This window comes from Solitalea lacus (assembly GCF_022014595.1).
Classification (GTDB): domain Bacteria; phylum Bacteroidota; class Bacteroidia; order Sphingobacteriales; family Sphingobacteriaceae; genus Solitalea; species Solitalea lacus.
The window spans coordinates 217498-231014 of sequence record NZ_CP091740.1; the positions used below are offsets into that span (position 1 = coordinate 217498).

Here is a 13517-nt window from a genome sequence, read left to right on the forward strand (position 1 = left end):
GCCTTAATTTAGACTGCTTTTCTTTTTAAATCGTAAACTGCTGATGTCGATACGGTATTTCAACATGATTGAAGCCCTGAAGCTGCAGTTTTTCTTTAAACTCTCGTTGCACCTCATACTCACCATGAACAAGAAAGACTTCCTTCACTTTAGAAGGATCTTGACTAGACAAGAATTTAGACAAATCCTTGTAATCTCCATGAGCACTTAATGAATCAATTTTGCCGACCTCGGCTTTTACCAAATACTTCGTGCCAAAAATATGCACAACTTCAGGTTTGTTTAATAGCCGCCCTCCTAATGAGTTTGGCTCACAATACCCCACAAACAAAATAGTATTCTTCTCATTGCCTACTCCATTGGCAATATGGTGCTTTACTCTACCGGCTTCCGCCATACCCGAGGCAGAAATTATAATACAAGGTTCTTTTCTAAAATTTAACGCCTTTGACTCTTCCAAATCCTCAACAAAATGAAGGCCCTTAAAATCAAATGGATCCTTATCATACTTTAAGATAGATTCCACATCTTCATTAAAGTATTCTGGATAACTTTTAACTACCCTGGTTGTTCGCTCTGAAAGTGGGCTGTCAACAAACGTATCTATAGGAGGCAATTCACCTGCGTTTTCAAGATTATTTAGAAGGTACAAAAGCTCCTGAGTACGCCCCACGCTAAATGCCGGAATAATCAGTTTTCCTCCCTTCTTAAAACAGGTATGTTTAATGTAATGAAGCAAATCTCTTTCTGCAGGCGCAGCATCGTCATGCAAAGTATTTCCGTAAGTAGATTCCAAAATGATATATTGTGCCTGAGGAAATGATTGGGGAGATCGCAATATTTCAGTTCCGTATCTTCCAACATCTCCACTAAAAGTAATCCGGATTTGCTCCCCTTCTTCCCTGATATTCAAATGAACTGCAGCACTCCCAATAATATGGCCCGCATCTGTAAACAAAACTTCAACTTCATTATCAATTCTAAACCATTTACCATAATTAATGGGAACAAACTGATCAAAACAAGCCTCTACATCTTTTAAAGTATATAAGGGGATTAAAAGTTGTCGCCCTTCTCTCTTTCGCTTTTTATTTATGAAACTAATATCAGCATCTTGTATTCGGGCGGAGTCCTGAAGCAGCAATTTCGTTAAATCTATTGTAGCAGGCGTACAATAAATTTTTCCACTGAACCCTTCTTTTACCAACCTGGGAATTAGTCCGCAATGGTCAATGTGGGCATGTGACAAGATTAACGTGTCAACCTCCTGCGGATTAAAGCCGAAATGAGAGTTCAACCCTTCAGTTTCAGCTCCACCTCCCTGAAACATTCCACAATCAAGCAAAATCTGTTTGCCTGAACGTGTACTAATCAGATGTTTACTGCCGGTAACATTTTGTGCGGCCCCGTGAAAGGTAATGTGCATAGTTTTTCAAATTATGTGACAGCCGTTAGACTTTAGTTAATATACTCACATTTTTTGATACTGCGAAAAAGCCAAATTTGGAAGCGATGGTTACTCCAATAAACTACTTTTTAGGCATGAAGCTGCATCGGCTTGACGTAAAACCGAGATTTCCGCTTTTTGAAAACCACGATCATTTGCTTCATAAATATTTTCAACGTATTTCTGCAGATTTCGGTCAACCAATTAAAACATGATGCTCAAGCAAAAAACTAATACTCTTAAAACGTTTGCAATAAAAAAAGACAGCTTTTAGGCTGTCTTTTTTTATTCACGCACTTTATGCTCTATTAATGAGCCACTTTTGCAGTGAAATAATCACGGTTCATGCGTGCGATATTTTCCAATGAAATACCTTTAGGACATTCCACTTCGCAAGCTCCGGTATTAGTACAGTTACCAAAACCTTCTTTATCCATTTGCTCAACCATGTTTTGAACACGTGAATAGCGCTCAGGCTGTCCTTGAGGCAACAAAGCCAATTGAGATACTTTTGCCGAAACGAACAACATCGCTGATGCGTTCTTACATGTAGCAACACAAGCACCACATCCAATACATGCAGCCGCTTCAAATGACTTATCCGCATCCTCTTTAGAAATTGGAAGAGAGTTTGCATCTTGAGCGTTACCAGTGTTAACCGAAATGAATCCGCCGGCAGCAATAATACGATCAAATGATGAGCGATCAACTACTAAGTCCTTAATTACAGGGAAAGCAGTTGCTCTCCAAGGCTCTACTACAACTGTATCACCATCGTTAAAAGAACGCATGTGCAATTGGCAAGTAGTAATACCTTCCTTAGGACCATGTGGACGTCCGTTGATATACATTGAACACATACCGCAAATACCCTCACGACAATCGTGATCGAATGCGATAGGCTCTTGTCCTTTTTCAACCAATTCTTCGTTTAACACGTCGAACATTTCAAGGAAAGACATATCAGGTGATACATTCTTAACCGGATAGGTTACTAACTCTCCTTTTTGATTTTCGTTTTTTTGACGCCAAACTTTCAGCGTCAAATTCATATTTCCGTCACTCATGATTTTGAGTAGTTTTTTAGATTAAAGAATCAAGAATTAAGAGCCAAGAAGTCTGTCTTAATTCTCGACTCTTATTTCTTATCTGTTATTTATAACTGCGTTGAGCAATTTTAATATTCTCGAATTTAAGTTCTTCTTTATGAAGTTCCCAAGAGCTTTCTCCTTTGAACTCCCAAGCAGCTACATATGCAAAGCTTTCGTCATCACGCATCGCCTCGCCTTCTTCTGTTTGGTACTCCTCCCGGAAGTGACCACCACAAGACTCATTACGATTCAAAGCATCCTTACACATTAACTCTCCTAATTCCAAGAAATCGGCAACACGACCAGCTTTCTCTAATTCAGGGTTAAGTTCATTTGCAGCACCTGGTACGCGAACGTCTTTCCAGAACTCTACTTTTAATGCCTTAATTTCTTCAATAGCTTGTTTTAAACCTTCTGCATTACGAGCCATTCCGCATTTATCCCACATGATCTTACCTAATTTCTTGTGGAAATAGTCTACGGTCTTACTTCCTTTAATATTTAATAAAGTGTCAATTTGAGATTTTATTTTATTTTCGGCTTCCACAAATGCCGGGTGATCTGTAGGAATTGCCTTGGTGCGGATCTCATTTGACAGGTATGCACCGATAGTGTAAGGAATTACAAAGTAACCATCTGCCAAGCCTTGCATCAGGGCCGAAGCACCTAAACGGTTAGCTCCGTGATCTGAGAAGTTAGCTTCTCCTAAGGCATACATACCAGGCACGGTAGTCATAAGGTTATAATCAACCCAAACACCACCCATAGTATAGTGTACTGCCGGATAAATCTGCATTGGCTCATTGTAAGGATTCACACCTGTAATTTGCTCGTACATATCGAACAAGTTTCCGTATTTCTCTTTTACAACAGCTTTTCCTAGTTCAATAATTTTTGCAGGAGAAGCCTCGATGCCATGCTTAGTGGCCTCAATTTTACCATAACGTTCAATCGCCGCAGCATAATCAAGGTAAACCGCTTGACCGGTAGCGTTAACACCGTAACCCGCATCACAACGTTCTTTAGCAGCACGTGAAGCCACGTCACGAGGAACCAAGTTACCGAATGCAGGGTAGCGACGCTCCAAGTAATAATCACGATCGTCTTCAGCTATATCATTAGGGCCTTTTTTACGTGTACGTAAAGCCTCTGCATCTTCTTTTTTCTTTGGAACCCAAATACGACCGTCGTTACGCAACGATTCCGACATAAGGGTTAATTTCGATTGGTGATCACCTGAAACAGGGATACAGGTAGGGTGAATTTGAGTGTAACATGGGTTTCCGAAGAAAGCACCTTTCTTATGTGCTTTCCAGGCTGCAGTTACGTTACAACCCATCGCATTTGTTGAAAGGAAGAACACATTGCCGTAACCACCAGTACATAACAATACAGCATGTCCGAAATGACGTTCAAGCTTACCGGTAACCATATCGCGGGCGATAATACCACGTGCTTTTCCATCGATGATTACCACGTCTAACATTTCATGACGGGTGTACATTTTCACCGAGCCCATACCCACCTGACGTTGCAAGCCGGAATAAGCCCCTAACAACAGTTGCTGTCCTGTTTGACCGGCAGCATAAAAAGTACGTTGCACCTGAGTACCACCGAAAGAACGGTTACTCAACAATCCTCCGTATTCGCGGGCAAAAGGAACACCTGAAGCCACACACTGATCGATGATGTTACCACTCACCTCTGCCAAACGATGAACGTTTCCTTCGCGTGCACGGTAGTCACCACCTTTAATTGTATCATAGAATAAACGATAAACACTGTCACCGTCGTTTTGATAGTTTTTCGCTGCGTTGATACCACCTTGTGCTGCAATTGAGTGCGCACGACGAGCGGAATCCTGATAACAGAAAACTTTCACTTTGTAACCCATCTCTGCCAGAGAAGCAGCAGCTGAGGCACCAGCCAAACCTGATCCGACAACTACGATTTCAAGGTTACGCTTATTTGCAGGGTTTACCAATGGAACGGTTGAACGGTATTTTTTCCATTTTTCCGCCAAAGGGCCTTCAGGTATTTTTGAATCTAAAGCCATGTTATGATCAGATTTTACTTATTAATAACGAAATAAACGTAAAGAGGCATTAAAGCAAATAATACAGGAACAATGATTGAATACCATTTACCAATAGCTTTAATTGCCGGAGTATATTTATAATGATTTAATCCTAACGATTGGAATGAACTTTGAAAACCATGCATTAAGTGATATGACAAAGAAATCATAGACAACACATAAACAATTACTAACACAATGTTGCTGAATACTTCTTTCATTTCAGAATACATATCGTGCATCCCAGCAGCACCTTCAGGAATTCCTCCTTTGGCATCGAAGCGGGCTTTTACCCAAAAATCGCCTAGGTGAATGATAAGAAAGATCAAAATCAATGTACCCAGTAAACCCATTGAACGTGAGTACCAACTGCTATTAACATTAGATCCTGAAATAGCATACCCTTGCGGTCGAGCCGCCTTGTTCTGACGAGTAAGAATTAATGATTGGATAATGTGTAAGATGATGCCTGCAAATAATACAATTTCCATGGAGCGAATAACCCAATTGGTTCCCATGAAATGAGCTGCGGCATTAAACAATTCACCTGATTTGTCAAAAAAAATCAGTGAGTTTACTCCCACGTGAACAATAAGAAATGTAATTAAGAAGATGCCAGTGATCCCCATCACAAACTTTCGCCCAAGTGATGATGTAAAAAAAGATGAAGAACTACTCATTTTTACGAGATTTTAATTTTGGAACACAAATGTATCTAAAAATTGAAAAAACGCTTATAATGGGTCTTATTTAGATTCATTCTATTGTTTTTTATCAAACATCCCAAATAATAAGTAGAAATTATCAGGTGTATTACCTTATTTTCCTATTCCCAACAGACCAATTAAAATAAATCCTACAATAATGGCAACAGCAATACCTACCAATCCAGGAATCATAAAACTATGATTAAGCACATACTTGCCAATTTTTGTAGAGCCTGTTCGATCAAAGTTTATGGCTGCCAATAAGGTTGGATAGCCCGGCAAAAAGAAATCGCTGTTTACAGCCGGAAACATTGCAATTAAAGATGGATTAGCAAGGCCTAAAGTGAGCCCTAATGGCATCATCGTTTTAGTAGTTGCACTTTGGCTAAACATCAACATTCCCATAATAAAAATGGCTACCGCAAATAGCCATGGATATGAAGCCGTAATCGTACCCATCAGCTCTTTAATCACAGGCTCATTATTCGCCATAAAGGTGGAACTCATCCAAACCACTCCAAATACCGATACAACGGCCGATGCCATTGAGGTAAATAAACTTGCCTTTGTGATCTCGGCTGGTGAGGTTTTTGTGATTAACATTATTAGTGCTGCTGCCGACAAAGTAACTACTTCAATAATTGTAACCATTTTAAGTGATCCATCAGCATTAACACTAAAATTGGCAGATCCTTCTGCCATTTCGGGCACAAGGTGAGGAAACGCCCCTCCTATTAAAATCATAAATATTGCAATACCAAATATTGCTACGGAGATCTTAGCTCCTGGTTTTAACTCCTTAATATTAGCGTCATCTTCCGATTCCAAGCTTTTGGCAAATTCTGGATCTTTCATTCTTTCCAAGAACTCAGGATCCTGATTCAGCTCTTTCCCCATTTTATATACAGATGCGCAGGAGGCAAGTACCCCTAACAAACACGCCGGAATACACACTTTCATAACATCAATTGAAGCCCCTGGATATGCCAAAATAGCTGCTAATGCTGCTGTTGCTGCCGACATAGGGCTGCCTGTTAACGCTAAATGAGAAGCAATTACTGAAGCACTTAATGGCCTTTCAGGTCTAATTCTCTTTTTTGCTGATACTTCTGCAATAATTGGAAGCAATGAATAAACAATATGAGCAGTTCCTGCAAATAAGCAGAGTACATAAGTAGTTATTGGGGCCACAAAGGTAATTTGCTTCGGATTACGACGAATCACCCGCTCTGCAATACTTACCAGATAATCCAATCCCCCGGCGGCTTGTAATGTAGCAGCGGTAGTCACAATTGAAAGGATGATCAACATTACATCCTGCGGTGGCTCAGTTGGGCGTAATCGAAATACCTGCACATAGATAAACATACCCAACACTCCCATTAACCCTAAACCGATTCCTTTTAAACGGGAGCCGATAAGAATCATGGTCAGTAGAACAATGAATTGTAGCCAAATCATAGATGATAGTTAAAATTATATAAGCTAATGAAAGAGGCGTAGCCAATACCTTCACTTCCTACATGATATATACGTTATAGAAAAACAAAAAAGCTTTCCAGGGCACGTAAATCCCGAGAAAGCTTTTATTAATCAAAACTTCAATAACGGAAAAGGCGTGATTTCTATAAAATAATCCATGCCATGCTATTAATATTGGAAGAACATATCCTGAACCTTTGCTTTGTCAGACGTTTTTGTCAAGGCAAGCATCAATAAAATTCTGGCTTTTTGAGCATTAAGGTCATCAGAAACTACCGTTCCTAAAGCGTCGTCATCCACCTCATCATGCAGGGTAACCCTACCTCCAGGAGTACGGGTAGCACGCACTACAACAACACCTTTTGAAGTGGCAGCCTTAATAGCATCATAGTTTTTCTTATTCATATTGCCATTACCTACACCGGTAAATACAATGCCCTTTGCTCCAGCTTTAACAAATGCTTCAATTGCAGTGGGGTCAGCATCAGCATACATATATGCAATATCGACTCTTGGTAAACTGGTCAATCCAGACACATCATATGGAGTATCCTTTCCTGGCTTACGAACAGGGTTATAATAGTATTGCACCTTTTGATCATAAATCAACCCAACAGGCCCGAAATTAGTTGAAAGGAATGTTTCAAGTGAAGTAGAATTAGTTTTTGTTACCGAACGGGCATCAAAAACACGTTCGTTCATTGCTAGCATTACACCTCTACCCTGACTCTTAGGGTCGGCGGCAACAACCACTGCATCTAGCAAGTTTTTAGGTCCATCGGCACTGATTGCGGTTGCAGGACGCATTGCGCCAACCAAAACTACCGGCTTGTTATATTTCACAACTAAGTCAAGAAAATACGCTGTTTCTTCCTGGGTATCAGTCCCGTGTGTAATAACTATAGCATCGGCCTCATTTTTGGCAAAAATCTCATTAATCCGCTTAGCCAGTTTAAGCCAAACTTCAATTGACATGTCCTGACTACCAATTGATGCTACTTGTTCTCCAGTTATTTTTGCCAGTTTATGAATTTGGGGAACAGCGTTCAATAATTCATCAATAGGAAGCTTGCCTGCTGTATAAGCGGCTCTTTCCGCAGCTGCACCAGCTCCAGCAATGGTACCTCCGGTAGCCAAAATTTTAACCCTGGTGTTTTGTGCAAGCGCAGTAACCGTAAACCCTACTGCTAGCACAATTAAGACTAATTTAAAGAGAGAGCGTTTCATATAGATATTCTTTATTTGTTTAATTTATTCTTTAATGAATTTAGGGTGAATCATGTTTTCCATGCTATAGATCTCATCCCATTTCTCCTGTGAAATTACTTTGCGTTCTTTTACTACAATATCATGAACAGATTTGCCTGTATTAAGTGCTTCTTTGGCAATAGACGCTGATTCTTCGTATCCTAAAATCGGATTAAGAGCAGTTACAATACCGATACTATTCATTACCAGATTGCGGCAAACTTCTACATTGGCAGTAACCCCGTTAATACATTTTGAAATAAGCGTATGAATGGCATTGGTCATATATTCCAATGAGGTGAATAAACTAAAGGCAATTACGGGTTCCATCACGTTTAGTTGCAATTGACCTGCTTCTGCTGCCAAAGTTATGGTAACGTCAGCACCAATAACGTAATAAGCTGTTTGATTAACCACCTCTGGAATTACAGGATTTACTTTTCCAGGCATAATTGAAGATCCGGGCTGCATTTTGGGCAGATTAATCTCATTCAACCCAGTTCTTGGCCCAGATGATAACAAACGTAAATCATTACAGATCTTTGAAATTTTTATGACGCTCCTTTTAAGCGTTCCTGAGATCTGAACATAGGCACCCGTATCAGATGTAGCCTCAATTAAATCTTCTGCCAGTGTAATTGGAATACCTGAGATTTCAGCAAGATATTTTGTACAAAGCTCAGGATAGCCTTCGGGTGCATTTATACGAGTCCCAATAGCAGTAGCCCCCATATTACATTCACAAATTAGCTTTTGCGATTCCCGCATACGTTGAATGTCTTCTCCTATGGTTGTTGCCCAGCCATGAAACTCATCACCCAATGTCATGGGAACAGCATCTTGCAACTGGGTGCGCCCCATCTTCAGAACATCTTTAAACTCTTCTGCTTTGCGTGAAAATGCCGTTTGTAACGCTTCTAATGCCTTAACATAAATATCTATCTTCTTATAAAGAGCAATCCTAAACGCAGTCGGGTAAGCATCATTAGTTGATTGCGAACAATTCACATGGTTATTGGGATGCAAATACTCGTAATCACCCTTATTGTGCCCCATATACTCCAGACCGATATTTGCAATAACTTCATTGGCATTCATATTACATGATGTTCCAGCTCCCCCTTGGATAAGATCTGAAACAAACTGATCATTATATTCGCCTGCAATTAACTTGTCACTTGCATATACAATTGCTTCTGCAATTTTAGGATCCAGCACTCCGCTGTCACGGTTAGCTAATGCCGCCGCTTTTTTTACATATCCAAAAGCCTGAATGAACAATGGCTCTTTCGAAATAGGAATTCCGGTAATACTAAAGTTTTCAAGCGCTCGTAAAGTTTGTACCCCATAGTACACCGAATTTGATATTTCTTTTTCTCCAAGAAAATCGTGCTCTTTTCTAACTGATGACATATTTATATAATATTAAAGATTGGCTTTCAATTCAAGCTATAAGAATACCAGTGGCGTAATTATTCCAAAAGTGACTCTGTTATTATTGTAATCTACATTATTTAGAGTTGTTTTAGAAAAATCTGTAAAGCGGTAGTTATGACCCACATAACTTACAAAGATTTTTAAATTTAAGTCTTTAGAAGGTAAGACTTCAATTCCAGGGATATAACAATAGCCTGTATAAATTTGTTGTTTGGAATCAGCATTAGTATAATAAGTATCTGCATTATCCCAACGGCCTTTATCTATAAAACCTACAAAGAACAAGTTCAATTTAGGAATCACCCTAAAATCAAGCCGAGTCCAATAACTGTTATAAACTGTTCCTTGAGCAGTTCTGTTATCATAAGCAGGCCCACTTACTATGTACTTTGTGATAATACCTTCGCGGTCGAGTTGTTCACTACACCATTTGTAATCAAATTGAATCCTGAACGTTTTAGATGGGGTTACCTGTACACCCATTGATGCATAGTTTATAAAAAAGTTTTTGGCTTCATTGAATAAACTATACGACCATATGGTTTGTAATTTACCATCCAATAAATTTCCTCTCCAGTTAGCGATGTAAGCCATAGGAGCTTTGCTTTCCTGTACAAAATTAACATCACCAGGATATAATTCTGCAAAGGTTTTGGTACGGGTATTTAATACCTGGAAAGACAAAGAATGGTTTTTGTTCAGATTAAATCGGGTACCAATACCGGTTAAAAAATTATCCGCTGCATCAATAAAATCAGTATACTGATAAATATCAATAGGGTTAGCATCAAACTCATATCCTCCCCAATCAGCACACATTTTACCAATCGACATGTACCAAAACTCCGAATCCTTTTTCATTTTGAACTCAACAAATGCAAGGTCTGTTGAGCGGCTGATATTATCTACGGATTCAGAGGTGGCCGGACGAGTGTATCGATCACGGAAGCGAAAGAATGTCCGCTTACTAACATTTCCCTTAAACTCAAGCCTGAATTGTTCCATTTGAAAACGGAAGTTATTAAACCCATCATTAAAATAGGCATTTCCGGCTGCTCTGATATTAGCAATGAGATCTACATTTTTTAACAGCTCCTGTTTTCCAATTGGAATAATTGACTTCGCTACGGTTGAGTCAATTTGCTTTTGGGCAAGCAATGTAAGCGGGGAAAAGATTAATAAAAGAGAGAGAGCGTAAATTAGTTTTTTCATGGTTCACAATTTATTTATGATAAAAAAGTACTGTTCTTAAATTCATTTAAACCGATAAAATTTGAATGGCAATGCAAGTAATCAGCAGTAACTTGAACGAAAACGAATGTTTATACGAATAGGACGACGAAAATCAATATTTAAATTACACAATTATTACATAACAAGAAAGAAAATCCACCTAATTTTAGTTTTTAAGTGTTGTAGTATTATTTAATCAACTTTTAATAATGCTTTGATAATATGACATTTGAATTGAATTACATTACCCCCATAAACAAAAAAACCGACCAGTACTGGTCGGTTTTCATTTAAACTTATTATAATTTTATTTCGTTGCAACAGGGAATGAAAAACTGTAACGAGAGCTTGGTTCGTCCGGATAAATTCCTTCTAAATTGACCATGCCATTTTTACTGTTTTTTAAGGCCGCTTTAACATCCTCTTCTGAAGAAACAGTTTTACCATTCACTCGGGTAACAACAAAACCTTGCTGAATATCATACTGAGCTAACACGCCGCCTTCCTTTAAGGCCGTTACTTTCACGCCACTTTGGACTCTATATTTGCGTTTTTCTGCATCACTCAACGGACTAAATTTAGCCCCTAACTTATCATATGCAGCACTCGAAGTTGATTTTACCAATGATGCTGTGTTCTCGGCATTTTTAAGAATCACTCTAATATTTTTCTCATTTCCAGCACGTAAAACCGTTAAATTCACGGCATCACCAGGACGGTGTAAACCAATCTGTTCCTGCAAATCAGCACCCGATTTAATAACATTACCTTCAATTTTGGTAATTAAATCTCCTGATTTAACCCCAGCAGCTTCAGCAGCACCACCTTCCATAACGGATTCAACATACACACCGTTAATAGTTTTCAGACCTTTTTCCTGAGCAAGCTCGGCACTGTTTTCATTAAACTGAACACCTAAATAACCACGCTGTACAGTTCCAAAATTTAAGATATCGTTAATTACCTTTTTTGCAAGATTAACAGGAATAGCAAAACCATATCCTTCATAAGCTCCAGTTTGAGAAGCAATGGCTGCATTAATTCCAATTAATTCACCATTAGTATTTACCAATGCGCCCCCACTATTGCCAGGATTAATTGCTGCATCGGTTTGGATAAATGCTTCAATTGGACGAGAGTCCGGATCATCATTTCTCAAAATACCTATATTACGGGCTTTTGCACTTATAATTCCGGCTGTAACGGTTGAGGTAAGATTGAAAGGATTACCTACTGCCAACACCCACTCCCCGACCTTTACATTATCAGAGTTACCATATTTAACAAAAGGTAGGTTCTTCTCTTCTATTTTAATCAAAGCCAAATCAGTATTTGGGTCAGTACCGATAAGTTTTCCTTTAAACGAGCGTTTATCATTCAACACTACTTCAATTTCATCGGCACCTTCAACAACATGATTATTGGTAACAATGTAACCATCAGGAGCTATAATCACTCCCGAACCTGAAGCTTTTTGAGGTTGACGGCTCCGCCCTCTTCCCCCAAAGAAATCGTCAAACATATCACCGAATGGGTTATATTGCTGCTGCCCCCTACCAGAAGTATAGGTAGTTTTAATATGCACAACACCGGGGGTTACCAATGCTGCTGCACCGGTAAAGTCAACATCGCCGGCTGAGCCAACCATGCTCCCTTTTTCACCCCAACTAACAAACTTCACATTCTGTTTGTCTTCAATTGAAATTTCGCTTTTGTTCTCGAAAACTTTGTATGCCCCAACGGCCACTACACCACCAACGCAGGCAGTTAATAATGTTAAAGCTATTTTTTTCATGTTTTCTATTTTACTATTCCTTCTAACTCAAAATTAATACTCGTTTATTACAAAAACCAAATGCCTTTTATTTTAGTTTTGTAAAATTGAACTTACAAACTACGAAACGATTCGTATTTAAGTTTTAGTATATCAAATTTAAAATTTAATGAAACTTAAGTTTTTTAAATATCAAGGCGCAGGAAATGATTTTGTATTAATCGACAATAGGACCTCGCCCATTTCTATCAATACAGAACTATTCCGCCATCTATGCGATCGCCGTTTTGGTATTGGAGGAGATGGAATTATGTTACTGCAAAATCATCCCGGATATGACTTCGAAATGATTTATGCCAATTCTGATGGCAATCCAAGTACCATGTGTGGCAACGGCGGCAGATGCATAACTGCCTTTGCCAATCATCTAGGCATTTTTAATGCCGAAACCAATTTTATTGCTGTAGACGGCCCTCATTATGCCAAAATGACCGACAAAGGCGTTAGTTTACAAATGATAGACGTAAAAGGAATTGAAGAACAGCCCGATCATTTTGTCCTAAATACTGGCTCTCCTCATTATGTTTCAGAGGTAGTTGATGTAAAGAGTCTGGATGTTTTTAAAGAAGGAAGGTCTATTCGTTACAATGACCGCTTCAAAGCGGAAGGCATCAATGTAAACTTTGTTGAAGACAAAGGTGATCATCTGATAGTACGTACTTATGAACGCGGAGTTGAAGATGAAACGCTTGCGTGCGGCACAGGAGTTACAGCCGTGGCTTTAGCCATGATGAAAAAGAAAGGAATTACCGGAACACATACTACTCAAATTAAGGCAATGGGTGGAGACTTGTCAGTTACGGCAACTACTACTGATGGAATTAACTTCAGCGATGTATATTTGGAAGGCCCTGCAGAATACGTTTTTGAGGGAGAGATTGAAGTTGAATAAACTGAGTATCAATACTTAAGAAAAGGAGGATCTAATAAGCAGATCCTCCTTTTTATATGTGCAGTTTGT

The 13517-nt window shown here is 39.0% G+C and carries 10 protein-coding genes; 1 reads left to right on the forward strand and 9 read right to left on the reverse strand.

Annotated elements, in window-relative coordinates; translation table 11 throughout:
* Positions 1-25 precede the first annotated feature (25 nt).
* The 9 genes from L2B55_RS00890 to L2B55_RS00930 all read right to left on the reverse strand — a co-directional run bounded on the left by L2B55_RS00890 (position 26) and on the right by L2B55_RS00930 (position 12517).
* Entirely contained in the window at positions 26-1426 is a 1401-nt protein-coding gene (locus L2B55_RS00890; RefSeq protein ID WP_237848415.1) for an MBL fold metallo-hydrolase RNA specificity domain-containing protein, read from the reverse strand.
* Between the two features lie 329 nt (positions 1427-1755).
* Positions 1756-2514 carry a succinate dehydrogenase/fumarate reductase iron-sulfur subunit gene (locus L2B55_RS00895; RefSeq protein WP_237848416.1) on the reverse strand — a complete coding sequence of 253 codons (759 nt, stop codon included), beginning with the start codon at positions 2512-2514 and terminating at the stop codon, positions 1756-1758.
* A gap of 85 nt (positions 2515-2599) precedes the next feature.
* Positions 2600-4594 carry a fumarate reductase/succinate dehydrogenase flavoprotein subunit gene (locus L2B55_RS00900; protein ID WP_237848417.1) on the reverse strand — a complete coding sequence of 665 codons (1995 nt, stop codon included), beginning with the start codon at positions 4592-4594 and terminating at the stop codon, positions 2600-2602.
* Between the two features lie 14 nt (positions 4595-4608).
* Complete coding sequence (locus tag L2B55_RS00905; RefSeq protein ID WP_237848418.1) at positions 4609-5295, reverse strand: succinate dehydrogenase cytochrome b subunit; 687 nt, start codon at positions 5293-5295, stop codon at positions 4609-4611.
* Between the two features lie 138 nt (positions 5296-5433).
* Positions 5434-6783: an anaerobic C4-dicarboxylate transporter family protein gene (locus L2B55_RS00910; protein ID WP_237848419.1), complete on the reverse strand. Its 1350-nt coding sequence runs from the start codon at positions 6781-6783 to the stop codon at positions 5434-5436.
* Positions 6784-6972: 189 nt separating this feature from the next.
* Complete coding sequence (locus tag L2B55_RS00915) at positions 6973-8031, reverse strand: type II asparaginase (RefSeq protein WP_237848420.1); 1059 nt, start codon at positions 8029-8031, stop codon at positions 6973-6975.
* A gap of 24 nt (positions 8032-8055) precedes the next feature.
* Positions 8056-9465, reverse strand: a complete 1410-nt coding sequence (gene aspA / locus L2B55_RS00920; protein ID WP_237848421.1) for an aspartate ammonia-lyase — start codon at positions 9463-9465, stop codon at positions 8056-8058.
* 36 nt (positions 9466-9501) lie between these two features.
* Positions 9502-10701, reverse strand: a complete 1200-nt coding sequence (locus tag L2B55_RS00925; RefSeq protein WP_237848422.1) for a porin — start codon at positions 10699-10701, stop codon at positions 9502-9504.
* 328 nt (positions 10702-11029) lie between these two features.
* A complete protein-coding gene (locus tag L2B55_RS00930) occupies positions 11030-12517 on the reverse strand; it encodes a Do family serine endopeptidase (RefSeq protein WP_237848423.1) in 1488 nt (495 codons plus the stop codon).
* Between the two features lie 148 nt (positions 12518-12665).
* Here L2B55_RS00930 and dapF point away from each other — a divergent pair, with 148 nt between their 5' ends.
* Complete coding sequence (dapF, locus tag L2B55_RS00935) at positions 12666-13448, forward strand: diaminopimelate epimerase (RefSeq protein WP_237848424.1); 783 nt, start codon at positions 12666-12668, stop codon at positions 13446-13448.
* Positions 13449-13517 lie beyond the last annotated feature (69 nt).

What these genes read in the sequence shown, in the direction of transcription:
- L2B55_RS00915 (WP_237848420.1), bottom strand. Translation starts at nt 8,031, where the DNA reads ATGAAACGCTCTCTCTTTAAATTAGTCTTAATTGTGCTAGCAGTAGGG.
- L2B55_RS00900 (WP_237848417.1), bottom strand. Translation starts at nt 4,594, where the DNA reads ATGGCTTTAGATTCAAAAATACCTGAAGGCCCTTTGGCGGAAAAATGG.
- L2B55_RS00930 (WP_237848423.1), bottom strand. Translation starts at nt 12,517, where the DNA reads ATGAAAAAAATAGCTTTAACATTATTAACTGCCTGCGTTGGTGGTGTA.
- L2B55_RS00895 (WP_237848416.1), bottom strand. Translation starts at nt 2,514, where the DNA reads ATGAGTGACGGAAATATGAATTTGACGCTGAAAGTTTGGCGTCAAAAA.
- L2B55_RS00905 (WP_237848418.1), bottom strand. Translation starts at nt 5,295, where the DNA reads ATGAGTAGTTCTTCATCTTTTTTTACATCATCACTTGGGCGAAAGTTT.
- dapF (WP_237848424.1), top strand. Translation starts at nt 12,666, where the DNA reads ATGAAACTTAAGTTTTTTAAATATCAAGGCGCAGGAAATGATTTTGTA.
- L2B55_RS00925 (WP_237848422.1), bottom strand. Translation starts at nt 10,701, where the DNA reads ATGAAAAAACTAATTTACGCTCTCTCTCTTTTATTAATCTTTTCCCCG.
- L2B55_RS00890 (WP_237848415.1), bottom strand. Translation starts at nt 1,426, where the DNA reads ATGCACATTACCTTTCACGGGGCCGCACAAAATGTTACCGGCAGTAAA.
- L2B55_RS00910 (WP_237848419.1), bottom strand. Translation starts at nt 6,783, where the DNA reads ATGATTTGGCTACAATTCATTGTTCTACTGACCATGATTCTTATCGGC.
- aspA (WP_237848421.1), bottom strand. Translation starts at nt 9,465, where the DNA reads ATGTCATCAGTTAGAAAAGAGCACGATTTTCTTGGAGAAAAAGAAATA.